Source organism: Thermostichus sp. MS-CIW-41 (assembly GCF_054058915.1).
In genome coordinates this window covers 1-24657 of the sequence record NZ_JBSSBO010000041.1, presented here as the reverse complement: position 1 = coordinate 24657, position 24657 = coordinate 1, and the positions used below count along the sequence as shown (strand labels likewise).

General features: G+C 58.9%; 28 protein-coding genes. 14 read left to right on the top strand and 14 right to left on the bottom strand.

Annotated features, from left to right (window positions below):
* Nucleotides 1–86: 86 nt before the first annotated feature.
* Entirely contained in the window at nt 87–383 is a 297-nt protein-coding gene (locus ACVWXE_RS11285) for a hypothetical protein (protein WP_457490346.1), read from the bottom strand.
* A 222-nt stretch (nt 384–605) separates the two neighbouring features.
* Here ACVWXE_RS11285 and ACVWXE_RS11280 point away from each other — a divergent pair, with 222 nt between their 5' ends.
* The 3 genes from ACVWXE_RS11280 (at nt 606) to ACVWXE_RS11270 (ending at nt 2743) form a co-directional block, all read left to right on the top strand.
* Entirely contained in the window at nt 606–848 is a 243-nt protein-coding gene (locus ACVWXE_RS11280; protein WP_011434378.1) for a Ycf34 family protein, read from the top strand.
* Nucleotides 849–994: 146 nt separating this feature from the next.
* Nucleotides 995–2008, top strand: a complete 1014-nt coding sequence (gene hemF, locus ACVWXE_RS11275) for an oxygen-dependent coproporphyrinogen oxidase (protein ID WP_457445293.1) — start codon at nt 995–997, stop codon at nt 2006–2008.
* 39 nt (nt 2009–2047) lie between these two features.
* Complete coding sequence (locus ACVWXE_RS11270; RefSeq protein ID WP_457490345.1) at nt 2048–2743, top strand: alpha/beta hydrolase; 696 nt, start codon at nt 2048–2050, stop codon at nt 2741–2743.
* Here ACVWXE_RS11270 and ACVWXE_RS11265 read toward each other — a convergent pair.
* Nucleotides 2689–3987: an RNA-guided endonuclease InsQ/TnpB family protein gene (locus tag ACVWXE_RS11265; RefSeq protein ID WP_457490344.1), complete on the bottom strand. Its 1299-nt coding sequence runs from the start codon at nt 3985–3987 to the stop codon at nt 2689–2691. The two genes, ACVWXE_RS11270 and ACVWXE_RS11265, sit on opposite strands and share 55 nt — an antisense overlap.
* Nucleotides 3988–4284: 297 nt before the next feature.
* On the opposite strand from ACVWXE_RS11265, the gene ACVWXE_RS11260 reads away from it, so the two are divergent.
* Complete coding sequence (locus ACVWXE_RS11260; protein WP_457490343.1) at nt 4285–5502, top strand: RNA-guided endonuclease InsQ/TnpB family protein; 1218 nt, start codon at nt 4285–4287, stop codon at nt 5500–5502.
* Between the two features lie 53 nt (nt 5503–5555).
* On the opposite strand, the gene ACVWXE_RS11255 is transcribed toward ACVWXE_RS11260, so the two are convergent.
* The 7 genes from ACVWXE_RS11255 to ACVWXE_RS11225 form a co-directional block, all read right to left on the bottom strand.
* A complete protein-coding gene (locus tag ACVWXE_RS11255) occupies nt 5556–6122 on the bottom strand; it encodes a GDYXXLXY domain-containing protein (protein ID WP_457490342.1) in 567 nt (188 codons plus the stop codon).
* Nucleotides 6123–6148: 26 nt separating this feature from the next.
* Nucleotides 6149–7015, bottom strand: coding sequence for a bifunctional hydroxymethylpyrimidine kinase/phosphomethylpyrimidine kinase (gene thiD, locus ACVWXE_RS11250; protein ID WP_414522990.1), 867 nt, complete (start codon nt 7013–7015; stop codon nt 6149–6151).
* Nucleotides 7016–7188: 173 nt separating this feature from the next.
* On the bottom strand, nt 7189–7395 hold the full coding sequence (locus ACVWXE_RS11245; RefSeq protein WP_414332282.1) for a hypothetical protein: 207 nt from the start codon (nt 7393–7395) through the stop codon (nt 7189–7191).
* Nucleotides 7396–7937: 542 nt separating this feature from the next.
* The gene (locus ACVWXE_RS11240) at nt 7938–8255 is read right to left on the bottom strand and encodes a 2Fe-2S iron-sulfur cluster-binding protein (protein WP_414342213.1); all 318 of its coding nucleotides are present in this window, start codon (nt 8253–8255) and stop codon (nt 7938–7940) included.
* Nucleotides 8255–8512, bottom strand: a complete 258-nt coding sequence (locus ACVWXE_RS11235) for a DUF1816 domain-containing protein (RefSeq protein WP_011434370.1) — start codon at nt 8510–8512, stop codon at nt 8255–8257. The genes ACVWXE_RS11240 and ACVWXE_RS11235 overlap by 1 nt, the downstream gene beginning before the upstream one ends.
* A 22-nt stretch (nt 8513–8534) precedes the next feature.
* Nucleotides 8535–9671 carry a 23S rRNA (guanosine(2251)-2'-O)-methyltransferase RlmB gene (rlmB, locus tag ACVWXE_RS11230; RefSeq protein WP_457490341.1) on the bottom strand — a complete coding sequence of 379 codons (1137 nt, stop codon included), beginning with the start codon at nt 9669–9671 and terminating at the stop codon, nt 8535–8537.
* 33 nt (nt 9672–9704) lie between these two features.
* Nucleotides 9705–10136, bottom strand: a complete 432-nt coding sequence (locus tag ACVWXE_RS11225) for a ribonuclease III domain-containing protein (RefSeq protein ID WP_414349937.1) — start codon at nt 10134–10136, stop codon at nt 9705–9707.
* Between the two features lie 208 nt (nt 10137–10344).
* Here ACVWXE_RS11225 and ACVWXE_RS11220 point away from each other — a divergent pair, with 208 nt between their 5' ends.
* Complete coding sequence (locus tag ACVWXE_RS11220; protein ID WP_041436874.1) at nt 10345–10545, top strand: CsbD family protein; 201 nt, start codon at nt 10345–10347, stop codon at nt 10543–10545.
* A gap of 6 nt (nt 10546–10551) precedes the next feature.
* Here the strand turns inward: ACVWXE_RS11220 and ACVWXE_RS11215 are convergent, their stop codons facing one another.
* The 3 genes from ACVWXE_RS11215 to ACVWXE_RS11205 form a co-directional block, all read right to left on the bottom strand.
* Complete coding sequence (locus tag ACVWXE_RS11215) at nt 10552–11040, bottom strand: photosystem I reaction center protein subunit XI (protein ID WP_414332284.1); 489 nt, start codon at nt 11038–11040, stop codon at nt 10552–10554.
* Between the two features lie 100 nt (nt 11041–11140).
* Nucleotides 11141–11260 carry a Photosystem I reaction center subunit IX gene (locus ACVWXE_RS11210; protein WP_457490340.1) on the bottom strand — a complete coding sequence of 40 codons (120 nt, stop codon included), beginning with the start codon at nt 11258–11260 and terminating at the stop codon, nt 11141–11143.
* Between the two features lie 44 nt (nt 11261–11304).
* Nucleotides 11305–11850: a photosystem I reaction center subunit III gene (locus ACVWXE_RS11205; RefSeq protein WP_011434364.1), complete on the bottom strand. Its 546-nt coding sequence runs from the start codon at nt 11848–11850 to the stop codon at nt 11305–11307.
* A gap of 205 nt (nt 11851–12055) precedes the next feature.
* On the opposite strand from ACVWXE_RS11205, the gene tsaD reads away from it, so the two are divergent.
* A complete protein-coding gene (gene tsaD, locus ACVWXE_RS11200; RefSeq protein ID WP_457490339.1) occupies nt 12056–13150 on the top strand; it encodes a tRNA (adenosine(37)-N6)-threonylcarbamoyltransferase complex transferase subunit TsaD in 1095 nt (364 codons plus the stop codon).
* Here the strand turns inward: tsaD and mnmG are convergent.
* A complete protein-coding gene (gene mnmG / locus ACVWXE_RS11195) occupies nt 13114–15045 on the bottom strand; it encodes a tRNA uridine-5-carboxymethylaminomethyl(34) synthesis enzyme MnmG (RefSeq protein ID WP_457490338.1) in 1932 nt (643 codons plus the stop codon). The genes tsaD and mnmG overlap by 37 nt on opposite strands.
* A 259-nt stretch (nt 15046–15304) precedes the next feature.
* Here mnmG and ACVWXE_RS11190 point away from each other — a divergent pair, with 259 nt between their 5' ends.
* From ACVWXE_RS11190 to ACVWXE_RS11160, 7 genes are all read left to right on the top strand, one after another.
* On the top strand, nt 15305–16516 hold the full coding sequence (locus ACVWXE_RS11190; RefSeq protein ID WP_457490337.1) for an RNA-guided endonuclease InsQ/TnpB family protein: 1212 nt from the start codon (nt 15305–15307) through the stop codon (nt 16514–16516).
* 317 nt (nt 16517–16833) lie between these two features.
* Nucleotides 16834–18174 carry a threonine synthase gene (gene thrC / locus ACVWXE_RS11185; protein ID WP_457490336.1) on the top strand — a complete coding sequence of 447 codons (1341 nt, stop codon included), beginning with the start codon at nt 16834–16836 and terminating at the stop codon, nt 18172–18174.
* Nucleotides 18175–18278: 104 nt separating this feature from the next.
* Nucleotides 18279–18800, top strand: coding sequence for a fasciclin domain-containing protein (locus ACVWXE_RS11180; protein WP_011434359.1), 522 nt, complete (start codon nt 18279–18281; stop codon nt 18798–18800).
* A 36-nt stretch (nt 18801–18836) separates the two neighbouring features.
* Nucleotides 18837–19112: a ubiquitin-like small modifier protein 1 gene (locus ACVWXE_RS11175; protein ID WP_011434358.1), complete on the top strand. Its 276-nt coding sequence runs from the start codon at nt 18837–18839 to the stop codon at nt 19110–19112.
* A 26-nt stretch (nt 19113–19138) separates the two neighbouring features.
* Complete coding sequence (locus ACVWXE_RS11170) at nt 19139–19717, top strand: DNA-3-methyladenine glycosylase (protein WP_011434357.1); 579 nt, start codon at nt 19139–19141, stop codon at nt 19715–19717.
* Between the two features lie 16 nt (nt 19718–19733).
* The gene (locus ACVWXE_RS11165) at nt 19734–21089 is read left to right on the top strand and encodes a peptidase C39 family protein (RefSeq protein WP_457490335.1); all 1356 of its coding nucleotides are present in this window, start codon (nt 19734–19736) and stop codon (nt 21087–21089) included.
* Between the two features lie 322 nt (nt 21090–21411).
* Nucleotides 21412–23361 carry an NHL repeat-containing protein gene (locus ACVWXE_RS11160; RefSeq protein WP_457490334.1) on the top strand — a complete coding sequence of 650 codons (1950 nt, stop codon included), beginning with the start codon at nt 21412–21414 and terminating at the stop codon, nt 23359–23361.
* A gap of 45 nt (nt 23362–23406) precedes the next feature.
* Here ACVWXE_RS11160 and ACVWXE_RS11155 read toward each other — a convergent pair whose 3' ends face one another.
* Nucleotides 23407–23844 (bottom strand): hypothetical protein, encoded by a 438-nt coding sequence (locus tag ACVWXE_RS11155; RefSeq protein ID WP_011434354.1) that lies wholly within the window; start codon nt 23842–23844, stop codon nt 23407–23409.
* 210 nt (nt 23845–24054) lie between these two features.
* Here ACVWXE_RS11155 and ACVWXE_RS11150 point away from each other — a divergent pair, with 210 nt between their 5' ends.
* Nucleotides 24055–24588 carry an adenine phosphoribosyltransferase gene (locus ACVWXE_RS11150; protein WP_414424837.1) on the top strand — a complete coding sequence of 178 codons (534 nt, stop codon included), beginning with the start codon at nt 24055–24057 and terminating at the stop codon, nt 24586–24588.
* Nucleotides 24589–24657: the final 69 nt, after the last annotated feature.

The following is a 24657-nucleotide window of genomic DNA, read 5'->3' as shown; positions in this document are numbered from 1 at the left end:
TCAGGACTTGGGTCATGGTTCTATCGTAACTTCCGCATTCCTCCCGACACTGACCCTACGGGTACAGTGCGGGGCTCCTGCGATTTCTAGCTGACGGCCACGGGCGACTTAGCCGCAGCAGCAGCGCGATTTTCCTCTTCCTCAGGGGAGACAACGGCAAACTCGATGTGATTGAGCAGGGTGGTCACGAAGGCGAAGAGCAGGAAAGGCAGAGAAATCACCAAAATCAGAGCAATGGTGAGAAAAGCGTAGAGGGGGCTATTCATCAGGGAGAGGGCAGCGGCCAAGCTGGCAAAGATGACAATCAGCCAAACGATGATCTGGCCGTAGATATCTCCAAAGGAGAGGGTGCAGGTGAAGCGGTAGCGGGTGTGGGTGTTCATGGCAGTTCCTCTGGATAGCCTGGATGGTTCGATCCTAAGGACAGATCAAGCCCCATCCTGAGAAATATGTCGAGATTTTAGACGAGAGACGAGGAGATGCCTCTCTTTGCTAAGAAATATCTCAAGATCTCAAGAATCGGCTGAGAAAGAGGGGATCCGCCGTCTGGAAGGAGGCAGGATGCTACCCTCAAGATTGGGAACCGTTTCTTGCAGGCAGCAGCCATGTGTATTTGTATTCACTGCTACTACGTGGATCGCTGTACCACCTACCATGCCGTGGAAGCGCAGCATCAGCAACCTCATCTCACACTGACGCCGGATTTTGAGCCGCAGGGCCCCCAGATCAATGTCAATATCCGCAATGGGGGCACCGAGATGGAATGGGATGTGGTGGGCTGCCAGAGCTTTCGCGAGGAACGGAACAAATGGGCGCGACTTCGTCCCTATGAGGCGGTTCCCACGTAAGATCCAAGAGCGGCCTGGATTTCCAGGGAGTTTCTTGCCCGGCCAGGTTAGAACTCTTCAGTTTGGCAGTTCGGCTCTCCCAGTCTGAGAGGTTTGATGGGGGCTGGAGAGGTTTTTGTCGAGTTTCGAGAGATTGGAAGACTATGATGCTGGCCTCAAGCCCTACAGCGCTGCCAGTGGATGCCCGTCAACAGGTGAGCCAATTCATGCAGCGCCTACAAGATGACATCTGTGCCCGTCTGGAGGCCCTAGACGGAAAAGCCAAGTTTCGGGAAGACCGTTGGGAACGCCCTGGAGGAGGGGGCGGGCGCTCGCGGGTCATTCAGCAGGGAGACGTGTTTGAGCAGGGGGGAGTCAATTTTTCCGAGGTGTTCGGATCCCATCTGCCCCCTTCGATTCTGAAACAGCGTCCAGAAGCGGCAGGGCATCCTTTCTACGCCACAGGCACCTCTATGGTGTTGCATCCTCGCAACCCCTATGTGCCGACGGTACACCTAAACTATCGCTATTTCGAGGCGGGGCCGGTTTGGTGGTTTGGGGGCGGGATGGATCTCACCCCCTATTACCTGTTTGAGGAGGATGCGGCCCATTTTCACCGCACCCTCAAGGCAGCCTGTGACCGCTTGGATCCCGTCTACTACCCAGTTTTCAAGATCTGGTGCGATCGCTACTTTTTCCTACCTCATCGCGGCGAGGCGCGCGGCGTTGGCGGCATTTTCTTCGACTATCAGGATGAACGCCCTGGGCTGCTCTATCGGCCCGAAGGTCAGGCGGAAGGGGATCCCGAACAACTGGCTTCTGAGCCACCATCGTTACAGGTGCGGGTGGGATCCCGCAGTTGGGAACATCTTTTCCAGTTGGTGCAAGCCTGTGGCGACGCCTTCTTGCCGGCCTATGTGCCGATTGTGGAGCGGCGGCAGGGGATGGAATGGGGAGAGCGAGAACGGCAATTCCAGCTCTATCGTCGCGGGCGCTACGTGGAGTTCAACTTGGTCTACGACCGCGGCACGATCTTTGGACTCCAGACCCAGGGCCGCACCGAGTCGATCTTGATGTCTTTGCCGCCATTGGTGCGCTGGGAATATGGCTACGAGCCCCAGCCGGACACGTGGGAAGCTAAGCTCTACCAGGTGCTCCGCCAGCCCCAGGATTGGGCGTAGGCCGGCCATACCTTGTCTCTGCTTCTGAGGATCCGTGGCGTGTTTTCTCCTTTCCCCCTCACCTACCGCGTTCAGCCGCCTCGACAGGTCGGCTTAGGACCCGCGCCTGCGTTGGTAATGCTGCACGGGATCGGCAGCCACGAGGGGGATTTGTTCCAGTTGGCCCCCTATCTGGATCCTCGGTTGGCGGTGATCAGCTTGAGAGCTCCTATTCCTTGGAGTGGAGGCGGGTTTGCCTGGTTTGAAATGGCCTGGACACCGGAAGGGCTGGTGGGGGATCCCCAGCAAGCGCGCAATAGCCTCCAGCTCCTGAGCCGCTTTCTAGAACAGACGCTGCCCAGTGGGATCCCGGATATTGCCTTGGATCCCAGGCAGGTGTATTTGCTGGGGTTTAGCCAGGGGGCGATCATGAGCCTGTACTTGGCTCTGACCCAGCCGGAGAAGCTGGCGGGGGTGGTGGCAATGAGTGGGCGCCTATCTCCAGAGATCCTGGCCGAGGCGGTGGAGCCGGAGCGGATGAAACACCTGGCCATCCTGGTGGTTCATGGCACTGCTGATGCTGTTTTGCCGATTGCTTTTGGCCGTCAGATCCGGGATTATTTTGCCCCGCTGCCACTGAACTTTACCTATCGCGAGTACGAGATGGGCCATGAAGTTTCCCCGGAGAGCCTGCGGGATATTCAGGTGTGGTTGCAAAACCTGTTGGATAGGAGAGATTCGGAAGTGAAAACGTAAACTACCCGACTCCGACCGCTAAAGCGGTACGGAGCGGGCTTTCGGTAGCCCTGCAGTTGGCAAGCCAACCACGAACCTCTAGGCTGGTTTACAGCAGCCCCCAAAAGCGCAATCACATTCGCACCATTCAAATCCGCATCCCCTTCCCATCCACAGTGTCCACACTTAAACTTCTTTCCACTGCGGTAGGATTGCGCAGGGTCGGGATGAATGTGCAAACACCGGTGGCAGGTCTGCGACGTGTAGGCAGGCGGAACAAGAATCAGAGCAACCCCCGCACGCAGAGCCTTGTACTCCAAAAATTGACGGAGTTGATAAAACGCCCAACTATTTGCCCGCCTACGCTCTGTCTTGCTGCGTGGCTGTTGATTGACCCTTTCCCGATCGCGCCAGCGGGACGGAGTCCTTATCCCTGTCAAGTCTTCCAGAGCAAGAGCGCTATTTGTCGCCTTTGCCCTAGAGACAATAGCTTTGGAGATGCGATGATTGACCCACGCCTGAAAGCGTCTTTCCTTGCCAGACAGCCGTTGCAACAGTTCTCTGCATCTGCGCCGCGAACTGCGGGTGCCCTTACTGGCTTTGCGTTGGAGTGCCGCCCTCAGCTTGGAGTAGTGGTCTCGGACTCTGTTCAACTGCTGTCCATTCCAGTTATCCCCTTCTGACGTATGGGCAATATCCGTCCTCCCCAAGTCCACCCCCAGCACTCTACCCGTGCCTTGCGGTGGGGATGGCTCCGCTTCCACACAGATCTGAATAGAGTAGGAACCGTCTTTGCGCTTGACCAGAGTGGCCGATTTGGGATTGGAGCCCGCCAGCCGTTCTCTCTGGTAGCGGCCAATCGCCAGCTCAAAGCGCTCCCGACCCTCCACCGTGGTCAGCGACACCGACCAGTCTTTCTCGCGAAACGAAAAGATACGAGCGTCGTAGGTAGCGAAGCCCCCTTTGAACGCTTTGACGGGGCGGTTTTTCTGTCGGGCAACTTTACGGGCACCGGCCAGCCGTCTGCAGACCTGCTGGTCGCGTAAGCGGGACGTAGTCCTTGCCAAGTTACTGGATAAGCCGAACCGGGCACGGATTTCGCGGTAGCACAGAGACTGGAGCTTAACGGCGTTGGCGACTTTCTCCGGCGTGTTCTGGTTGACCCAATTCAAGGCTTGGCCAAAAGCCTCCAAAGTCGCGTCCAATTTGGCGGCTTGCGACTGGTACGCCTTGAGCTTGCAGGATACGGTCAGGACTTGGGTCATGGTTCTATCATAACTTCCGCATTCCTCCCGGCACTGACCCTACGGGTACAGTGCGGGGCTCCTGCGATTTCTAGCTGAAGAAGTTTGACCCAATTGGGATGACCCTAATTCAGGTGTTGAGCAAGGCTGTGCAGCACTTAGCAAGCTCCTCAATGGCACAGCTCCGGTTCTCGCCATCTTCAGGGTTTCGAGGGGCAAGTGATAGGGATCCCTGCCCCATTCAGCTAGAAATCGCAGGAGCCCCGCACTTTACCCGTAGGGTCAGTGCCGGGAGGAATGCGAGGTTACAATAGAACCATGACCCAAGTCCTGACCGTATCCTGCAAGCTCAAGGTGTCCCAGTCGCAAGCCGCCAAGTTGGACGCGACTTTGGAGGCTTTTGGCCAAGCCTTGAACTGGGTCAACCAAAACACACCCGAGAAAGTCGCCAACGCCGTTAAGCTCCAGTCTCTGTGCTACCGCGAAATCCGTGCCCGGTTCGGCTTGTCCAGTAACTTGGCTCAACAGATATGCAGACGGGTAGCGTCTGCTCGCAAGGTGGCACAACAGAAAAACCGCCCCGTCAAAGCGTTCAAGGGTGGCTTCGCTACCTACGACGCTCGTATCTTTTCGTTCCGCGAGAAAGACTGGACGGTGTCGCTGACCACGGTGGAGGGTCGGGAGCGCTTTGAGCTGGCGATTGGCCGCTACCAGAGAGAACAGTTGGCAGGCTCCAATCCCAAATCTGCCACTCTGGTCAAGCGCAAAGACGGTTCCTACTCCATTCAAATCTGTGTGGAAACGGAACCGTGCCCACCGCAACGCACGGATAGAGTGCTGGGGGTGGACTTGGGAAGGACGGATATTGCTCATACATCGGAAGGAGATAACTGGAATGGACAGCAGTTGAACCGAATCCGAGACCACTACTCCAAGCTGAGGGCGGCACTCCAACGTAAAGCCAGTAAGGGCACACGCAGTTCGCGGCGCAGATGCCGTCAACTGCTGCAACGGCTGTCTGGCAAGGAGAGACGCTTTCAGTCGCGTCAGCGTTGCGTAGCAAAAACGTGGGTCAATCATCGCATCTCCAAAGCTATTGTCTCTAGGGCAAAGGCGACAAACAGCGCTCTTGCTCTGGAAGACTTGACAGGGATCCGGGAGCGCATCAACCAACAACCCCGCAGTAAAACTGAACGGCGCAGGGTCAACAGTTGGGCGTTTTATCAACTCCGTCAATTTTTGGAGTACAAGGCTCTGCGTGCAGGGGTTGCTTTGATTCTGGTGCCGCCTGCCTACACGTCGCAGACCTGCCACCGGTGTTTGCACATTCATCCCGACCCTGCGCAATCCTACCGCAGTGGGAAGCAGTTTAAGTGTGGGCACTGTGGATGGGAAGGGGATGCGGATTTGAATGGTGCGAATGTGATTGCGCTTTTGGGGGCTGCTGTAAACCAGCCTAGAGGTTCGTGGTTGGCTTGCCAACTGCAGGGCTACCGAAAGCCCGCCCTGTACTGCGAAGCAGTCAGGGTCGGGTAGTTTACAATATGGTGATTAATTGTTAAAGCGTTAAAGCCGGGCAGAATGAGCACTTAGTACCGATGCTCCCCTACCCAGAGGCCGACCAATGCTGCCTTGCCCCAGGGATCCACTTTCACTTCTGCCCGCGTGGCTTCAGGGTAACGCCGAATATCTTCTTCCAAGGCATCTCCAGCTGCTTCGGGAATAAAAAATTCTTCGATTCCCAACTTGAGCTGCCACCCGTCAAACCAGCCTCGCAGTACTTTCTCTTCAGGCTGCAAATCTTTGGGCATCTCCCGGCTGACACCGATTGCTTGCCAAGGTTGAGTGGGATCCCCTGCGGGGGGAGCCAAGCGCAGATAAAGGATCCCTGGGGTCTCCAATTCAGGTGACCAACCCGGCAGTTGCTCTAGGGTGGAGCGTCGAGCGACGACGTAGCCCAAGGCCACATACCGGCCCCGCAAAAGGTCATAGGGATCCATAGGGGCCGTTTGCAGGTAGATCGTGGTTCCGACAGCAAGAGTCAGCGCTTGCCGAGCCGGTATCAGCAGAACGATACCCAGCTGCAGCAGTAGGGGTAGCCAAAACCGCCATTTGGGCAGGGATCCCTTCCTAGAAAGATTCAATGGGCCAGCCATAGTAGCCAGAGAGAGGGACTTCTCTCTTATGGCACAGGTTCGCCAATCCCGGACAGAAGCGGGTAGAAGTGCCCCACCGGCCCCTGACCTGACCCGATGGCCAAAGGATGTCGCAGCGCTTCTGTTACATAGGCTTTGGCCGCCACTGTGGCCGCCAAGGGATCCCTGCCCCAGGCCATCTGTGCTGCAATGGCCGCCGAGAGGGTACAGCCGGTGCCGTGGGTGTGGCGGGTGGGGATCCGCTCTGTTTTCAGCACTTCCAGTCGCTCGCCATCGAACCACACATCCACCCCCTGCAGTTCCCCCGGCATACCCCCACCTTTGACCAACACCGCTCCACAGCCCAGGGTGCGAATCTGCTGAGCCGCCGTTTGCATATCCGCCAGGGACTGCAGCTGCAGCCCCGTTAAAATTTGCGCCTCATAGCGATTGGGGGTTAGCACCTGGGCCAAGGGGATCAGCCGCTCGCGGATGGCCTGAATGGCTTCATCTGCCAGCAACTTTGCTCCCGTGCGGGACACCATCACCGGATCCACCACCAGAGGCCGCAACGCCCAGCGCTCCACCTGACGGGCTACCTCCAGCACGATCTCGGCATTCAGCAACATGCCCGTCTTGATCCCTTGCACCCCAATGTCCTGCACCACAGCCTCGATTTGGGCGGCCACGGCTTCGGGGGGCAGCGCATCGACCCGGCTCACCCCAAGGGTATTTTGGGCAGTCACGCAGGTCAGGGCAGAGGTACCGTGTACCCGTTGGAAAGCAAAGGTGCGCAGATCCGCTTGGATCCCTGCTCCCCCACCACTGTCGGATCCAGCGATGGTGAGGGCGACAGGGGGGTGCTGCTCGGCCAGCAGTGGAGCCGGAGTTGGTTCAGATGCAGAGACAGACATTGGCCAAACGACAAAAATGAGCAAGGGTACCGATAGCCATTTCCATCAATCAATATGAACCATCTCTTTAACGTAGCAATGAAACTGTTGGTTCTCGATTGGTCTGAGACCACTGGGGTATTGGGAAAACTCTTGCAGACGTCTGTCAAGAAGCTGACTAAGAGTGAGTTGTCCTAGTCTAAATCCGAGTAGCCCTCATCAGTGGTGGCGACCACCTCAACCCAGGCTCTATCCCCCTCCACCGCCGTCAAGCTCCAGCGCAGAAGCCGAGCCGGCTGGCCCAGCTCCCGGTCAACTTGCTGACAGAGGGATTGCTCCAGTTGCGGGGCAGAGAGAGGCGAGCTCAACGGCAGAGATAGGTGCAACAAATGCAACTTCACAGGAGTCGAGAACTGATCTCGCCAAGGAAACAGACTTACTTTCGATAACTTCTAACACTAAGAATCCAACAATATAAACTCAACAATATAAACTAATGTAGTATTTTCAGATTAGGCTGAGACAGCCGGGCTACTGAGAAAAACCTTTTGGGCCCCTGCATTATTGCTCCGCAACGCTATTGCTCCGCAACGCTGACGCGAAGACGCGACCAAGGTTTTAGTTGTGGGTACAGTGTCCTAGTTTGAATCGAAATGACTACAACACCTAGTGACATACTCCCGACCCCGACTGCTGTCAGTACGGAGCGGGCTTCTCGCTTCATCGGGGAGCCTACGCAAGAACCCTCCACGAGCAGACACGGAATGTCCTACCGCGTAGTTGCACCAGATTCCGGCAAAAGCCGTTTTGTGCAACTACTCCTATCATACACCATGTGGGGGTATCTGTATCCCGGCACTGACCCTACGGGTACAGTGCGGGGCTTAGCTACCCCCACACCCCCATAAGCTAACAAGTAGACCTGAACAGAAATCCGGCACGGTTAGGAGCCAAACTGCAAACGGTAAACCTCTTCCTCTTGATCGGTCTCCACCTCCAAATCGGAGGTAGCATAGGCTACACACAGCAGCACAAACCCTTGGGCCTGCAGTTCTGGCCCAATCCCCATTGCCTCTGTCTGAGTCACAGATCCCGACCTCAGCCGCCCCGCACAGGTGGTGCAAACCCCCGCCTGACAAGAGGAAGGTAGCTCTATCCCGTGTTCAAGAGCAGCTTGTAAAACCGTCTGATCCGCAGAGGCAGGGAAGCGGTAGGTTTGGCCGCGGTGATGAAGGGTTACTTGATAAGCCGTAGCAGACATCAGGAACGGGCTCCCGACGGAGTACGGGTCACCGTCAGAGACTGTGGCTGGCGCATTTTCTTCACCAGAGCCTGGATCTTTTTGGCTCCTTCCTTTTGCAGGTCGGCGATGTAGTGGCCTTTGAGCCGCTCCGCCTCAGCTTCATCGGAGAAGGGGCCGTAGTAGTAGGTGCAGTCCTCGGTGGTGATCTCGATCCAGACCGACAGGCCGCGCAGCTTATCCAACAGACTGACCAAAGGGTTGCTCACGGGATCCATCCCCCATTATCAAGTCTAGCAATCATTGGATGTCCTTTTGCAATCCCCTAGATTCTACTACTTTTATTGACGATTTGTTGAGGAATGTATCAACCTCAGGGCGTTTGAGGTGGTGGGGAGAGCGCTGCCGGTGGATTTCGTAGAGGGCAATGCCGGCGGCCACAGAAGCATTCAAGCTTTCAGTACGGCCTGCCAAGGGAATGGACAGCAGTTGGTCACAATGGCGCTGTGTGAGCAGGCTAATCCCTTCCCCCTCGGATCCCACCACCAAGGCAATGGGCCGTTGAAAATCGGCTCTATAGATGAGGTCAGTCCCTCGGCTGGTGGTGCCATAAACCCAAAACCCCTGCTCTTTGAGGTATTCCAAAGCCCGATTCAAATTCACCACCCGCGCCACCGGCAAGGTGGAGAGGGCTCCCGCCGCTACCTTCATCACCGTCGAGGTTACCCCTGCTGCCCGCCGCTGGGGGATCACCATCCCCTGCATGCCAAAAGCCTCCACACTACGGGCAATGGCTCCCAAGTTGTGGGGATCCTGGATCCCGTCTAGGACTACCAGCACTGGATTGGGGCTGGCCTGCCGGCTTCTTTCCACCAAATCCTCCAGGGCCACGTACTGATAAGGCGTGGCTTGGGCAGCGATACCCTGGTGGTTGGCGCCAGCCGTGAGGGCGTTCAGCCGCTTTGGAGACACTTCGTCGATAACGGTGCCCCGCGCTTTGGCTTCTTCCAACAGAGACAAAAATTGGGGGCTGTAGCGCAACTTCGGCAAGATCCAAACCCGATTGAGGGTGGCTTGACTTTTCAAAGCAGCCAGTACTGTCCGGCGACCGTAGATAATCTCTTGCTCCAGCTCGGTCTCCGGATTCCCGTCGGCCTGAGGCTGAACTTCCCCTGGCAAGATCCCTGTCTCGCCAGTGGAGAGGCCGGGATCCAGCTCGCCTACTGGTTGAGGAGCCATCTTGCCTTGGGGCCACTGCCGCTGTGCGTTGCGGCGGATCGGCTTCACCGGAGCCTCTTGGGTGGCAAGCTTGGGATCCCCGTCTCGGCGTTTGGGCCGCTGTACCCGCTTGCTAACGGATTGCCCTGCCCTTCGCGGCTGCAGTTTGCCCGAGCGAGACAGCCGTGAAGCAGGTTTGCGCTGAGAAGTCTTGGGCATGGGCGTGGAAGATGGAAAGACGGAAAGACTATCCTAACCTTCCCACTCGCCTAGGGTCTCAGCCAAAACATCAGTGAGGGCGAGGATATGGCGCAGCCGTTCGGGATTGGCCAGGTAGAGATAGCCCAGAACTGTTTCCAGGCCGCTGGCGTTTTGGTAATCGGCCAGAGGCAGATGTCGGGGTGGGCGACCGCAGCCATTGCGACCCCAGCGGACAATTTCCTGCTCTTCGGGGTTGAGATGGGGCAACAGGGCCAACAGCAGCTTAGCCTGAGCCGAGCCGCGCACCCGCCTCACCACCTGCTGATGATAGCGCTCCAGTCGATCCGGAGGAAATAGCCGTTGCCGCCGCACATGCAGTTCGTAAATGGCGTCTCCCAAGTAGGCCAAGGCTGCGGGCGATAGGCGACGGATCTCGGCTAAGGAGAGCCTTTCAGAAGTGGGCTCGAACAGCAGATCGTTCACAGCAGCTCACGAAAGATAGGCAGAAAAAATGTCTAGAACCGCTGTCATCGGCTCATTGCAGGATTCAGTCCATGCTAAGACAAGCTTCCTCTGGTCTGCTAGCCTGACTCGCGCTCTTTCCCCCCTTGCAGGTGATTTGGATCACGAGGCCCAGAGAGAAAAGGTGCTATCGAGTAGACAGGGCAAAGCCGGTTAAGGGGCTGATGTTATGAGCCTTGAAAAGCCAGTTGGAGTTACTGCCAAGAATCTGGAGAGCAAAATCCAAGAAATTGTGGGTGAGCTGGCCAGCGATCAGCGTGAAAGGCTGGAAGGTAAGGCCGAGCAAACAAAGGCAGCCACCCACCCTGGAGTCGAGGATGCTCGAGAAGCGATTAAAGACGTTGTGGATGATCCAACGGATGGCCAATAGCTCCAGTTAAGATGCGGGGACAAGGAGATCTGCATTCAGCAAAAGCAGGTAGGCGACGACCGCCCCCCCCATACCCCCTACCAAAAAGCCAGCGGCCAATTCGCTCCAAGATTGGGATCCCCCTACCGGCCCTATGTTGCGCTGCGAGGTAACAGTGCCGTAGAGAGAAAGGGCCGCCGTCAGAATCAAGATCAGGCCACAGGCTCCCAAAAAGCCGCTCAGCAGACCGATGGGCTCGTTGCGCAGCGGCCCCAGCTTGGCAAAGGGGCCTACCAGCCAATAGCCGTGGGCCATACCGATTTCCAAGCCCCGCCAAATGGAACTCAATCCCGGTCGGTTGATGGGCAGCCAGTCGATCAACAGCCGGACAACAGGCGCGTGGTTGATCGGTGTCCAGAGATCCCCAATTTGCGGATCTCCCTCAGGGACGGTGACGTATCCCTTATTCATGTTCAACCTATTCAACGGAGCAGGATCGGCATTGGGTTCGACCATTTCAGCAACTCTGTGTCCAGTTCAAAGGAGGATGGAAAAAAGCCTAAAAAAGCAGGGATCCCACCGGGCGTAGGTTGCGCTGGGGATCCCTGGCCTGCACTCAAAACGTCAAAATGTCGGGGAAGAAGCGATTGATCTCGATGAACAGGGCAAAAACGAAGCTGGCAAACAGGATAAACGCCACCGGGGCAGTGGTGAGAAACTTGGTGAAATCAGCCATAGATGCCTCTCAAAAGTTGAACAGATCGAGTTGGAAAGCCAGGCTCAGCGGGGCGAGATGGGCACAGCCGCTTCCGGCTCTTGAATTTCGCCGCTGGCAATCTCCTTGAAAGCAGCAGCAGGCCAAGCCAAAGCCGTGAGGAAACAGCGCAGCGCCAAGGGAACGTCGATGATGCTTTCTTTCATCTCCGGTTCGTCGCTATTCCGCACGGCAATCAGATAAGAGCGCCCTGCCCAGCCCAGCCAACCGGCGATGTAGAGAAAAAGCAAGCCGGGGATGAGAAACTCGCCCGCATGGTTCAACCGACCATCTGTAACCAGGTGGGGCAGGCCCTCTTCGCCGCAGAGCAGCTTGCTGTAGCGCTCAAAGCGCTTGCTGGTTTGGGCCAGCTTTTGCTGGTAAACAGGGGCCATAGCAGGGCTGGCGTTGAGGATCTTCTCCTCTAGGCTGCTCAGGCGTTCGTTCATCAAGGCCTGAAAGGCGGGAACTTCGCTGCAAGGTTTCAGACCAATCAAGGGCTCTGCCTGCACAGATTGGGCGAGGCCAAGCGCAATGCAAAGGGCCAAAAGAAGGCTTAAAAAGGTTCGCATAGCAGGATGTGTCCTTGAGGTAGGGGTCTAAGATCTGTCCAAATGCTAAGGGATGCTAAGTGCAGAAACAGGCACCAAACGGTTAGTATCATACTCCTGAGCGCCTCGCCCCGACGGATCCCGGGTTTTAGCTCACACAATTCTTAATTCAAGTATCTCAAGTATCCCAAAGCTCTCCTATCCCTTTTGCCCAGCCTGCTCTCCCATGCCCTGCGTCCTTGCCATCGAAACCAGTTGTGACGAAACGGCTGTGGCTGTGGTGACGGCGGATGCAGCCTGGCCGGGGTTTGCCCCACGGCAGCTCAGCTCCGTGGTGGCCAGCCAAATCGACCTTCATGCTGCTTACGGGGGGGTGGTGCCGGAGGTGGCCTCTCGTCAGCATGTGGAAACTCTGCCCTTTGTGCTAGAGGCTGCTCTGCAGCAGGCCGGATTGGAGGTGGCCGAGGTAGATGCCATTGCCGTAACCTGTGCACCGGGCCTGGTGGGATCCCTGCTGGTGGGGCTGATGGGGGCCAAGACCCTGGCTTTGCTCCACGACAAGCCCCTGATCGGGGTGCACCATCTGGAGGGCCATCTCTTTAGCGGCTTTTTGGCCGAGCCCGATCTGCGCCCCCCCTGCCTATGCCTTTTGGTGTCGGGGGGCCACACCAGCTTGATCTGGATGAAGGACTACGGGCAGTACCAGACGGTGGGTCGCACCCGCGACGATGCTGCCGGCGAAGCGTTTGACAAAGTGGCGCGGCTGCTGGGGCTGGGCTATCCGGGGGGACCGCAGATTGACCGCTGGGCTCAGCAGGGGGATCCGCAGCGCTTTCCCCTGCCCGAGGGCAAAGTGGAGCATCCCTACGACACAAGCTTCAGTGGCCTGAAAACGGCGGTGTTGCGCCTAGTCCAGCAGTTGCAGCAGCAAGGCCAGGAGTTGCCCATTGCCGACATTGCCGCCAGCTTCCAGGCCTGTCTGACCCATGTGCTCACCGAAAAGGCAGTGGCCTGCGCCGAGGCGCTGGGCCTCTCGACGCTGCTGCTGACGGGAGGGGTAGCTGCCAATCGGGAGCTGAGGGCCCGCCTCACAGAAGCAGCCCGGCAAAGGGGGTTGCGGGTGGTGATCCCGCCTCTAGCCCTCTGCACCGACAATGCCGCCATGATTGGGGCAGCTGGGCTCTGCCACTGGCTGCGGGGGGAGGTCTCGCCGCTGGAGCTGGGGGTAGCCTCGCGCATGCCCCTAGAAGGGATCCCTTCCCTCTACCTGGGTGGGGGCGGAGCTCACAGAGAAGAACAGACGGGATCCGCCGCCCTCTGACGTTGCCTCACCTCAAGGTAGATGAGCAGCGCGTTGATGTCGGCGGGGTTGACACCGCCGATGCGGGCCGCCTGGCCCACGGTTAGCGGGCGCACCGCCGAGAGCTTATCCCGCGACTCTTTGGAGAGGGTGGGGATGGAGTGGTAGTCCAGATCGGGGGGCAGAGGGCGGTGGTACTGCTTGCTCACCTGCTCAATTTGGCTCTGCTGCCGCTGGATGTAGCCGCTGTATTTGACGGCAATTTCCGCTGCTTCCTGCTCAAAGGGATCCAGCTCCGCATCCCCCAGCCCCAGTTCCAGGAGATGGGAGTAGTGAATCTGGTTGCGGCGCAAGATCTCGGCCAGGGTGGCGGATCCCTTGATCCCCTGCCCCGTCAGTTGGCTTAGTTGGATGCCGGCCAGGTCGTGGGCCTTCACCCGCTGCGTTTCCAGGCGCTCGATTTCTGCGGCAATGCGCGCTTGCTTGGCTTGGAACAGGGCCCAGCGCCGGTCATCGATCAAGCCCCATTCTCGCCCCAGGGGGGTGAGCCGTTGGTCGGCATTGTCGGAGCGCAGGATGAGGCGGTATTCGGAGCGGCTGGTGAGCATGCGGTAGGGCTCCCGCAGTTCTTTGGTGCAGAGATCGTCGATGAGGGTGCCGATGTAGCTGGACTCCCGCGGCAGGGTGACCAGGGGCTTGCCTTGAACCAGGCGGGCGGCGTTGATCCCGGCTATGAGCCCCTGAGCTGCCGCCTCTTCGTAGCCGGTGGTGCCGTTGATCTGGCCGGCGCAAAACAACCCCTGCACCTTTTTGGTCATCAGAGTGGGGTAGAGCTGGGTGGCCGGCAGATAGTCGTATTCCACCGCATAGGCAGGCCGCAGCATGACGCACCGCTCCAGGCCAGGCAAGGAGCGCAACATCTGGATCTGGATTTTCTCAGGCATCCCCGTGGAGAACCCCTGGATGTAGAGCTCCGGCAGATCCCGCCCTTCCGGCTCAATAAAAATCTGATGGCTTTCCTTGTCGGCAAAGCGGACAATCTTGTCTTCGATGCTGGGGCAGTAGCGGGGCCCTTTGGCCTCCACCCAGCCGCCATAGACAGGGGTTTCGTGGAGATTTTCCCGGATGATGCGGTGGGTCTCTGGGGTGGTGCGGGTCAAGTAGCAATCCATCTGCTCCCTTGGCACCCACACCTCGGGGTCGAAGCTAAACCAGCGCACATCGGGATCCCCCGGTTGCCGCTCCATGACCGAAAAATCCACGCTGCGCCGATCCACGCGGGCAGGGGTGCCGGTTTTCAGCCGGCCCGTTTCAAAGCCCAGTTGGCGCAGGGTGTCGGTCAGCCCTTCCACGGCAAATTCCCCTGCCCGTCCGGCAGCTTGCCAGTGGCGACCAATCCAGATGCGCCCCCCCAAAAACGTGCCGGTGGTCAGGATCACCGCCCGACAGCCGAAGATGGTGCCGAAATGGGTGACCACGCCCACCACCTCGTCGTTGCGCCCCAACACCAAATCGGTGACAGTGCCCTCGCGAATCGTCAGGTTAGGCTGGTTTTCCACCACCGAGCGCATCACCCGCGCATATTCCCTTTTGTCGGTTTGCGCCCGCAGCGCCCACACCGCCGGCCCCCGCGAACGGTTGAGCACCCGCTTTTGCAAATAGGTGCGGTCGGTGATTTTGCCCATCTCGCCGCCGAGGGCATCGATTTCGTGCACCAGCTGCGATTTGGCCGGGCCGCCGACGGCGGGGTTACAGGGTTGCCAGGCGATCTTGTCCAGATTCAATGTCAGCATGAGGGTGTTGCAGCCCAGCCGCGCTGCTGCCAACGCTGCCTCGCAGCCGGAGTGCCCCCCGCCGACCACCACCACATCGTAGTGATCGAGAAAATCAATGCTGTCCCGTCCAACTCTGAGCATAGGGTGGCAATTCCAAAATGAATAGCCGGGATCCCCGGTCTTTTAATTTTCAGGTTATTTCAGCTCGCTTATCCAGCTTAGCGATGGCGGCAACGGATAGGGTTATTTGCGACCGGCCTGAGGCAGGCAGAGCAGTAGGGAAAGTTTTCTGTTGCCCTGGGAAATAAAGTTGGGTAGAGGCTCAGCTAGAAATCGCAGGAGCCCCGCACTGTACCCGTAGGGTCAGTGTCGGGAGGAATGCGGAAGTTATGATAGAACCATGACCCAAGTCCTGACCGTCTCCTGCAAGCTCAAGGTGTCCCAGTCGCAAGCTGCAAAGTTGGATGCGACAATGGATGCCTTTGTGCAGGCCTTGAACTGGGTCAACCAAAACACACCAGAAAAAGTAGTCAACGCAGTCAAACTCCAGTCCCTTTGCTATTACCAGATTCGCGCTCGGTTTGGCTTGTCCAGTAATCTGGCCCAGCAGGTCTGCAGACGGCTGGCCGGTGCCCGTAAAGTTGCCCAACAGAAAAACCGTCCGGTCAAAGCGTTCAAGAGAGGCTTTGCGACCTACGATGCCCGTATCTTTTCGTTTCGCGAGAAAGACTGGACGGTGTCGCTGACCACCGTTGGGGGTCGAGAGCGCTTTGAGCTGGCGATTGGCCGCTACCAGAGAGAACGGCTGGCGGGCTCCAATCCCAAATCTGCCACTCTGGTCAAGCGTAAAGACGGCTCCTACTCTATTCAGATCTGTGTGGAAACGGAGCCATCCCCACCGCAACGCACGGGCAGAGTGCTGGGGGTGGACTTGGGAAGGACAGATATTGCCCATACGTCAGAAGGGGATAACTGGAATGGACAGCAGTTGAACCGAATCCGAGACCACTACTCCCGGTTGAGGGCGGTACTTCAACGCAAAGCCAGTAAGGGCACCCGCAGTTCGCGGCGCAGATGCCGTCAACTGCTGCAACGGCTGTCTGGCAAGGAGAGACGCTTTCAGGCGTGGGTCAATCATCGCATCTCCAAAGCTATTGTCTCTAGGGCAAAGGCGACAAATAGCGCTATTGCTCTGGAAGACTTGACAGGGATTCGGGAAAGGGTCAATCAACAACCCCGCAGCAAAGCCGAAAGGCGCAGGGCCAACAGTTGGGCGTTTTATCAACTCCGTCAGTTTCTGGAATACAAGGCGAGGGCTGCAGGGGTTTCTCTGATTCTTGTGCCGCCTGCTTACACGTCGCAGACCTGTCACCGGTGCTTACACATCCACCCTGAGCAGGGCAAGTCCTACCGCAGTGGCAAGTCGTTCAAGTGTGGGCACTGTGGATGGGAAGGAGATGCGGATTTGAATGGTGCGAATGTGATTGCGCTTTTGGGGGCTGTCGTAAACCAGCCTAGAGGTTCGGGCCTGTTTTGTTCTCTGGTAGAGCAGAGCAGGCTCAGGGCTACTGAAAGCCCGCTCCGTACCGCTTTAGCGGTCGGAGTCGGGTAGTTTACTTCCCAGCCTAAGTCACCTGATTGAAGAGTTGAAGAGACCTCAGGGCGCTGGGATCAGCTCCCCCAAGGCTGCCGATAGCAGGGGATCCCAGAGGAAAGGGCAGAGTCGCCCAAGGGATGTTGCGGCTCATACAAACACCAGACAGCCCGCCTGAGAGAGCCAAGCACCGATTCCATTATCCTCAACCGGATCTAATCCAGACTATTTTAGTCGGGTTTAGTTGACGCGGCAGATTGCGGGTGATAAGATTCCCCCCAACGATAGGTAAGTTCAATCCAGCGCCCACCCTTTCCTTCACCTTGAGGCTGCCCATGTCCCAAACTCTTTCCGAACGCCCGCTCAGCCCTGCCGATTCCCCGTTGACCTCTGCCTTGCACAGCTCCAAGGTGGGCTTCAGCCGTTTGCGCTGTCGGGAGTGTGGCGCCGAGTATGAGCCGGTCGCCAAGCATGTTTGTGAGCTGTGTTTCGGCCCCCTCGAAGTGGCTTATGACTACGACTGGCTGAAGCGCACGGTTAGCCGTCAGAGCATCCAGGCCGGGCCGCATTCCATCTGGCGCTATCGGCCTTTTCTGCCGGTGACTTCTGAGAAGCCCATTGATGTGGGCACGGGCCTGACCCCTCTGATCAAAGCGGAGCGGCTGGGTCGGCGGCTGGGATTGAAAAATCTTTACATCAAGAACGATGCCGTCAACATGCCCACCCTCAGCTTCAAGGATCGGGTGGTGTCGGTGGCGCTGACCCGCGCCAAGGAGCTGGGTTTTACCACCGTTTCCTGCGCCAGCACGGGCAATCTGGCCAACTCCACCGCTGCTATTGCCGCCCACGCCGGCTTGGACTGCACCATCTTCATCCCGGCGGACTTAGAAGCGGGCAAAGTGCTGGGATCCCTGATTTACAACCCCACCGTTATGGCTGTAGAGGGCAACTACGACCAGGTGAACCGCCTCTGCGCCGAGGTGGCGGATCGCTACGGCTGGGGCTTTGTCAACATCAACCTGCGCCCCTACTACTCGGAAGGCTCCAAAACCCTGGCCTACGAGGTGGTGGAGCAACTGGGCTGGCAACTGCCGGATCAGGTAGTGATCCCGCTGGCCTCGGGATCCCTGTACACCAAGGTTTACAAAGGCTTCCAGGAGTTTGTGAAGGTGGGGCTGGTGGCGGATAAGCCGGTCGCCTTCCACGGGGCACAGGCGCAGGGATGTTCGCCCATTGCCCAGGCGTTTCGCGAGGGGCGGGATTTTGTCAGCCCTGTTAAGCCCAATACCATCGCCAAATCCATCGCCATCGGCAACCCTGCCGACGGGATCTACGCCCTGGAGATCGCCCGCAAAACCGGCGGCCAGATCGAGACGGCTGCCGATCCGGAGATTGTTGCCGGCATCAAGCTTTTGGCCGAGACCGAAGGCATCTTCACCGAGACTGCCGGCGGCACCACCATTGCCGTGCTCAAACACCTGGCAGAATCCGGTCAAATCGATCCGGAGGCGGTTACAGTAGCCTACATTACCGGCAACGGCCTGAAGACCCAGGAGGCGGTTCAAGCCCACGTAGGCCATCCGCTGGTGATCTCGCCCAGGCTGGAGAGCTTTGAACAGGCTTTGGAGCGCGCCCGCACCCTAGAGCGGCTGGACTGGCAAGAGGCATCAGTATGAACTCGGTTTGCAGGGAAGACCCTCTCCATTGCCTCTTAACAGAATCTTAATGAAGAACTGTTAAGATCCCTGGCGTAGACCTATTGGCTCAGGAGCTTTGCACAATGCCTATCTTTCCTTCTGTTCAACGCCTTGTTCGCCGTTGGATCCCGTTGGCGGCTGTAGTGGCCCCGCTTGTCTTTGCTCCTGCGGCCCAGCCTCAAGGGCTAAACACCATTGCCGTTGAGCTGGAAACTTTGCCCAGCAGCTACTCGACGCTGGCGGCAGCTTTGCGGGCGACGGGCCTGAATACGGCGTTGGCAGGGCCGGGGCCGTTCACGGTCTTTGCCCCTTCCGATGTGGCCTTTGGGCAACTGCCGCCGGGTACGGTGGAGACGCTGTTGCAGCCGGCCAGCCGGGCTCAGCTCACCCGCATTCTCACGTATCATGTGGTGCCGGGGCGGATTACCTCGTTTGACCTGCGGCCCGGCCAATCGACCACTCTGACCACCTTGGCAGGGCTGCCGCTGCAGGTACAGGTGGGATCCGATGGCAGCATCCGGGTCAACGGGGCTAACGTGAACCTGGCGGATATTCCAGTTTCCAACGGCGTGATTCACGGCATCGATGGGGTGCTGCTACCCTAGTTTTTTGATGTTGGTTAATGGACGAGGCATTGGGCTATGGCAGTCAAGGTGCTGATTCCCAACACGCTGCGGGCGCTCACCCAGGATCAGGGGGTGGTGAATTGCGAGGGATCCACCATCCGCGAATTGTTGGATGCTTTGGAACAACGCTGTCCGGGGATTAAGGCGCGGCTGTGCGATGAGAAGGGGGAATTGCGCCGCTTCGTCAACTTTTATGTGAACAGCGAAGACATTCGCTTCCTCAAGGGATGTGACACCCCTCTGCAAGATGGGGATGAGGTGAGCATCGTCCCTGCCGTTGCTGGGGGCTGAGGGCTGCCAAGCCTGCCGTGGACGCTGTGGAGTGGTTGAGCCAGCCGGCCCCGCTGGTGGCACCTGCCTTGCTGGGCATGGTTCTGGTGCGGCAATTTGCCGATGGGCTGCAGGTGCGGGCCCAGATCGTAGAGACGGAGGCCTACACGGCTGGGGATCCGGCCTGCCATGCCTACCGCCGCAAGACCCAACGCAACCAGGTCATGTTTGGCCCGCCAGGGCATCTCTACATCTATCGCATCTACGGCCTCTACCACTGTCTAAATATCGTTACCGAGCCAGAAGGGATCCCGGCGGCGGTTCTGATCCGGGCAGCTCAGTTGGATCGCCTGCCAGACTGGATCCCGGCCAACAAACAGAATCAGCCAGCACGGGCGGCGGCGGGGCCGGGCCTGCTCTGTCAAGCACTGCGCATCGACGGATCCCACAACGGCTGGCGGCTAGAGCGGGCGGAAGCCGGCCAGGAAGGCATTTGGCTGGAGGGATCCCCCTCTTGGCAAACGCAGTTGTCCATCGTCCAAACCACCCGCATCGGCATCACCCAAGGAGCCGAGATCCCCTGGCGCTGGTACATTGGTGGACATCCGGCGGTGTCGCGCTATTAGTGGGGGCAGGCGGACAATGCTCGCAGAAGGCAGTGGCCAAAGGACTCCGTCCCGCTTACGCGAACGGCAGGGGCTGCCTGGGCTGGTCAGCGGGGTTGTGCTGCTCTTGCTGGGGTTGCCCGCGTTGGCCCAGCCTGTTCCAACTTTTCCAGGACTCTTGACGATGCAAGCCCAGACCCACTCCACCTATCGCACCGGGTTTCAGCGCTGGCGGGCGGGAGAAGCTCAGGGGTTTCAGGACTGGTCAACCCAAGGGATCCGCCTGAACGCCCAAGGGCAATTGGTCTTGGATCCAGAGGGTTTGCGGCAAGAAGTCAGCCTTGAAGAGCCTGAGGTGGCGCTAAGGACTCCGTCCCGCTTACGCGATAATGCTCCGCACCGCTTACGCGAACGGGGGCGCCCTTTCTATCCCCTTGGCCCCTACTGGGTGGGAGAAGCCACCAGCCCAGCAGTCCCCACCAGCTTCCCTATGGTCGGGGCAATCGCTTCCTGGAATGCCACCACGCCCCCCGGCACCTGGTTGGAACTGTGGATTCGGGCCAAGCTTTCAGACCGCTGGACAAAGTGGTATCACGGCGGGGTATGGGCTGCGGATCCCTTGACTCTGGCCAGCCACTCAGTGCAAGGACAAGGGGATGAGGATGGCAACCTGTACACGGACTTGCTGGTGCTCAAGGATACCCTCAACGGAGCAGAAGCCTTCCAGGTCAGGGTGCGCCTGTTCACGCAAGAGCCAGGCCGTTCTGCCGTTGTGGATCAGGTGGCAGTTGCCATTTCCAACGAGCCGGTCAGGCCCAGCCGCCTATCCCCTGGGGATCCCAGCCGCTGGGGCAAAATCTTGGATCTGCCTTGGTGCTCCCAGATGGTGTACCCCGATGGGGGAGAGGTCTGGTGTAGCCCCACCTCTTTGGCGATGGTGATGGCCTACTGGAAGCGGGATCCCCGCCCCTGTGAGGTGTTGGTGCGCGCAGCAGTGGCCGGTGTGTATGACCGGGTTTACCAGGGCCATGGCAACTGGGCTTTCAACGTCGCCCATGCTGCCGAGCAGGGTTTGTCCGGCGTGGTGGCGCGGCTGGAGAGCTTGGCTCAAGCAGAAGCCTGGATCGCGGCAGGGGTTCCGGTGATCCTCAGCTATGCTTGGGGTGAGGGAGAACTGGAAGGGGCGCCGATCCCCAAAAGCAAGGGTCATTTGGCGGTGCTGGTGGGATTTGATAGCCACGGGGATCCCATCGTCCACGATCCGGCGGCCAAAACCAACGAAGAGGTTCGCCGTACCTACCGCCGCGAACAGCTGGAGTCCTTGTGGCTGGAGCACTCCGGGGGTACCGTCTACTTGATTCATCCGCGAGAGTGGCCTGTCCCCACTCTATAGCCGAACCGGGCGAACGCGGGCAGCATCGACTTACAGCGCTACCGCTATGGCCTGGATGATTTCCTGGCCGCTGAAACTGCTATCTGGTCTTTCGGTGGGGATTTGAGTAAGGATAGATGGAGTGAGGAGTGCGACTCACCTGCGGGTGAGGATGGTTGGTCATGAATAGGAATGCGGTTCAGGGGCCAAGGCATTGGTCGAGGTGGCTCCTGCGGCAGAGAGGGTGCTGGGCAATTCTCGCCGGTTTGTACGCTGATGAAGGTAAGCGTGGGGGTTTGGGTTTCCGCCATTTCCCAGTTTGTGGGAGGGGATGAGCTGCATCATGCCACGACGGGCTTCCCTGACACCGCCACCTTGGCCTGCGCTGAGTGCCTTGGTGCTGGCTCTCTCGGGCTGTGGCGAGCTTTCTTCTTCTAGTCTGTCTCCCAGCGTTGTTCCCCCTGCGGCCCTACAGCCGGTTTTAACTCCAACTCCTCTCCCTCCCTCCCCGCTTTCTCTGACTTTCGAGCAAGCCCGCCAGTCCGGCTTGTCGGTGCCCAGCAACCGCATCGTTCTGCTGCTTCAGGAACAGGGATCCGATCTGGTGGCCCAGCTACCGGCCTCAGAGGTGGATCGCTGGCTGGCCCGCACCCCCACCTGGCCAGGGGTGGAAGGGATCGACCTGAGCATTACCCTGGGCACTTATCGCCAAACCGCCACTGCCCCTCTGCGCCTGGGGCAACCGGCCACTTTCACCTTCACCAATCCTCCCGCCGGAGAAGCGGAGCTCAGCGCCATCGCCTATCGGGGATCCACCACTCTGGCGCAGGGGAAGGGATCCCTGACCCTTTCTGCCCGCTCTGGGAGTTCTGGCGGTGCTAACCGTCCTCCCCAAGACACAGAGCGTCAGCGTCGCCTTTCGATGTTGGTGCTCTCTGAGGTGGGGGTACCGCTGCTGCACACCAGCTCGGCAGCGCCCACCCTTGGCCAGCCGTTGCTGCTCTCAGGGGAAAATTTGGAGCGGGTGGAAACGGTTCTCTTTGCTGCAGCAGCCAATCCCGAGCGCATCCTGAAGGGGGAAATTCGCTCCCGCAGCGGTGACCGTTTGGTGGTGATGCCGCCTTCTTCTCTTTCCGGCTCAGTTTGGGTTGCTGTTGCGGATGCTTCCGGGCAAGGGTTGGGCACTCTGGTCTACGATTGGCCTGCCGCTACTCCTTCCCCCAGCCCCTCTCCCACCCCCACTGCTCCGGCAGCATCGGCCTGGGTGGTGGAAACTTTGCTGGATGGCCGCACCTCGCCCGCGGCAGATCCTGTCGGCAACGCCCCTGATAACACCGGCACCGAGTCCAGGATCTACCTGCAGCAAATCAGCGGCATTGCTGTGGATCCTGAAGGAGCCTTCTATTTAGCCGATAGAGCCCAGCACCGCATCTTCCGGCTGTCTCCAGAGGGGGAATTGGAAGTTTGGGCCGGCACAGGCCAAGCAGGCCGCCGCGACGGAGCAGCCAATCAAGCTCAGTTTGACTCCCCACAGGGGCTGCTCTGGGATCCCAAGGGGGGATTGTGGGTGGCCGACAGCGGCAACCATTGCCTGCGCTATATCAACCTGCAACGACAGGTGAGCACCTTTGCCGGCACTTGTATAGCCGGATACCGAGATGGGGGGCTTGACCGAGCTCAGTTCCGGGAGCCATCTGGGCTGGCTTTGGGTTCAGATGGCAGCCTCTACGTTGCCGACCGCGCCAATCGCCGCATCCGCCGCATCACCCCTGCAGGTGAAGTGACCACGGTTGCCGGCACCGGCCAGCCGGGATCCGTCGATGGCCCAGCAGAACAGGCCCAGCTCCTGCAGCCCACGGCTCTGGCGGTGGATAAGGAGGGGAACCTCTGGATTGCCGATGGACATCGCCTGCGCCGGCTCTCTGCTGGCGGACGAGTGACCACCCTCTCCGGGGCAGAGCCAGGCTATCGGGATGGCCCCCTGGCAGAGGCCCGTTTTCAAACCCTGGGGGGGCTGGCCTTCGATGCGGCAGGCAACCTCTGGGTGGCCGACCGAGATAACCATCGCATTCGTCGTCTTCAGCCTGGGGGACAAGTTTCCACCTTGGCCGGACAGAATCAGCGCGGTTGGCAGGATGGCCCCACCTCGGCAGCCCGGTTTGAGCAGCCTGCCGGCTTGGTAGTCTTAGCGGATGGCAGTGTGGTGGTGGTGGATGCCGGCTTGCCGGGCTTGCGTCGCATAAGCCGCGTTGCTTCTGGGCCTGTCACCCCAAGCCCTGGGGGATCTCTGTAGGCTCTTGACAGGCCGCCGTCTCTCAGGTTTCACAGGGATCCCCATCTACTCAATCACCACACTCTTCGGGCCGGCGTTCACCTCTGGGCGACCCTGATTGAAGTTGGCCAGGAAGGTGTCTGGATCTTTGAGGCTGAAGACCAGCTTTTTGCAGGGCACTTGCAGCCCCACCGGCCCCAGCAACGGAATAAAAAGAGGCTTTTCCTGCACCAGTGGAATGGCAATTACCCCTTGGGTGCTGGTGACCGGGCCAACGATCCCCTGAAAATCGGTGCGCACGCCCACCCCGTAGTACCAGGGCCAGGGAAAGCGCTCCCCTCGCCCCAACTCGCTCAAGGAGAACGTCTCGTTGAACAGGCTGCCCGCCCGCACAATGAGCTTGTCTTGCAGCAGATCGACATAGGCCGCCTCGCTACTCACCCCAAACAGAGCCAGCGGCAAACTTGCCAGGGGATTGGAGTCGATGGCCATGTAGTAGCGCATGAGAGATCTCCGATTTTACAGATGGGCGACTAGGTGAGCCGCGGCCCCCAGCCTTGCCAATTATAGAAAATCTTCCCCGTTGCCAGACTGACCAAAAGGGATCCCATCTGCCCATTAGCTAACCGAGTATGATGGGTTGCTTGGAGCGTCCTTTGAGGACTCCGTCCGAATAGCGCGAACAGCAAGCCACTGGCCAGCGAGGAAAACAGGATGGATCTGCGAGCCCTCATTCGCTTGGTGCCCGATTTTCCCAGACCCGGCATCCTCTTTCGGGATATGACCCCCCTGCTGCAGGATCCGGCAGGCTTCCGGGCGGCTATTGAACAGTTGGCCGCCGGCACCACCGGCATGGGATCCCTAGATTATGTGGTCGGCATCGAGTCGCGGGGGTTCATTTTAGGGGCTGCTTTGGCACAACACCTGGGCTTGGGCTTTGTCCCGGTTCGCAAGCCAGGCAAACTGCCGCCGCCGGTGCTCAGCCAGACTTACAGCCTGGAATACGGCCAAGACCAGCTCCAACTGCACGCCCACGCCCTGCGGCCTGGAGAGCGGGTGTTGATCGTGGATGATGTCATTGCCACCGGGGGTACAGCCGCTGCCACCGCCCAATTGGTGGCCCAGAGCGGCGCTGAGGTGGGGGGATTTGCCTTCTTAATCGAGCTGGCCTTTTTGTCCGGCTGCAAGGCTCTTCCCCCTGGGATCCCTGCCCATGTGGTGATGGTAGAGCATGACTCTAGTCAATAATAAGCTCAACTATACTGAAAATAATGTATAATATGTTCAGTACGGATTACTACCAGTTGATCTTTCTGT

Excerpts from the sequence above, each read along its gene's own strand:
- ACVWXE_RS11210 (WP_457490340.1), bottom strand. The coding sequence starts at position 11,260 with ATGGCTGATTTCACCAAGTTTCTCACCACTGCCCCGGTGGCGTTTATC.
- ACVWXE_RS11215 (WP_414332284.1), bottom strand. The coding sequence starts at position 11,040 with ATGGTCGAACCCAATGCCGATCCTGCTCCGTTGAATAGGTTGAACATG.
- hemF (WP_457445293.1), top strand. The coding sequence starts at position 995 with ATGCTGGCCTCAAGCCCTACAGCGCTGCCAGTGGATGCCCGTCAACAG.
- ACVWXE_RS11160 (WP_457490334.1), top strand. The coding sequence starts at position 21,412 with ATGCCACGACGGGCTTCCCTGACACCGCCACCTTGGCCTGCGCTGAGT.
- rlmB (WP_457490341.1), bottom strand. The coding sequence starts at position 9,671 with ATGCCCAAGACTTCTCAGCGCAAACCTGCTTCACGGCTGTCTCGCTCG.
- ACVWXE_RS11190 (WP_457490337.1), top strand. The coding sequence starts at position 15,305 with ATGACCCAAGTCCTGACCGTCTCCTGCAAGCTCAAGGTGTCCCAGTCG.
- ACVWXE_RS11260 (WP_457490343.1), top strand. The coding sequence starts at position 4,285 with ATGACCCAAGTCCTGACCGTATCCTGCAAGCTCAAGGTGTCCCAGTCG.
- ACVWXE_RS11155 (WP_011434354.1), bottom strand. The coding sequence starts at position 23,844 with ATGCGCTACTACATGGCCATCGACTCCAATCCCCTGGCAAGTTTGCCG.
- ACVWXE_RS11165 (WP_457490335.1), top strand. The coding sequence starts at position 19,734 with ATGCTCGCAGAAGGCAGTGGCCAAAGGACTCCGTCCCGCTTACGCGAA.
- mnmG (WP_457490338.1), bottom strand. The coding sequence starts at position 15,045 with ATGCTCAGAGTTGGACGGGACAGCATTGATTTTCTCGATCACTACGAT.
- thrC (WP_457490336.1), top strand. The coding sequence starts at position 16,834 with ATGTCCCAAACTCTTTCCGAACGCCCGCTCAGCCCTGCCGATTCCCCG.
- ACVWXE_RS11180 (WP_011434359.1), top strand. The coding sequence starts at position 18,279 with ATGCCTATCTTTCCTTCTGTTCAACGCCTTGTTCGCCGTTGGATCCCG.
- thiD (WP_414522990.1), bottom strand. The coding sequence starts at position 7,015 with ATGTCTGTCTCTGCATCTGAACCAACTCCGGCTCCACTGCTGGCCGAG.
- ACVWXE_RS11220 (WP_041436874.1), top strand. The coding sequence starts at position 10,345 with ATGAGCCTTGAAAAGCCAGTTGGAGTTACTGCCAAGAATCTGGAGAGC.
- ACVWXE_RS11255 (WP_457490342.1), bottom strand. The coding sequence starts at position 6,122 with ATGGCTGGCCCATTGAATCTTTCTAGGAAGGGATCCCTGCCCAAATGG.
- ACVWXE_RS11280 (WP_011434378.1), top strand. The coding sequence starts at position 606 with ATGTGTATTTGTATTCACTGCTACTACGTGGATCGCTGTACCACCTAC.
- ACVWXE_RS11205 (WP_011434364.1), bottom strand. The coding sequence starts at position 11,850 with ATGCGAACCTTTTTAAGCCTTCTTTTGGCCCTTTGCATTGCGCTTGGC.
- ACVWXE_RS11265 (WP_457490344.1), bottom strand. The coding sequence starts at position 3,987 with ATGACCCAAGTCCTGACCGTATCCTGCAAGCTCAAGGCGTACCAGTCG.
- ACVWXE_RS11285 (WP_457490346.1), bottom strand. The coding sequence starts at position 383 with ATGAACACCCACACCCGCTACCGCTTCACCTGCACCCTCTCCTTTGGA.
- ACVWXE_RS11150 (WP_414424837.1), top strand. The coding sequence starts at position 24,055 with ATGGATCTGCGAGCCCTCATTCGCTTGGTGCCCGATTTTCCCAGACCC.
- ACVWXE_RS11240 (WP_414342213.1), bottom strand. The coding sequence starts at position 8,255 with ATGTCTGCTACGGCTTATCAAGTAACCCTTCATCACCGCGGCCAAACC.
- tsaD (WP_457490339.1), top strand. The coding sequence starts at position 12,056 with ATGCCCTGCGTCCTTGCCATCGAAACCAGTTGTGACGAAACGGCTGTG.
- ACVWXE_RS11175 (WP_011434358.1), top strand. The coding sequence starts at position 18,837 with ATGGCAGTCAAGGTGCTGATTCCCAACACGCTGCGGGCGCTCACCCAG.
- ACVWXE_RS11235 (WP_011434370.1), bottom strand. The coding sequence starts at position 8,512 with ATGGATCCCGTGAGCAACCCTTTGGTCAGTCTGTTGGATAAGCTGCGC.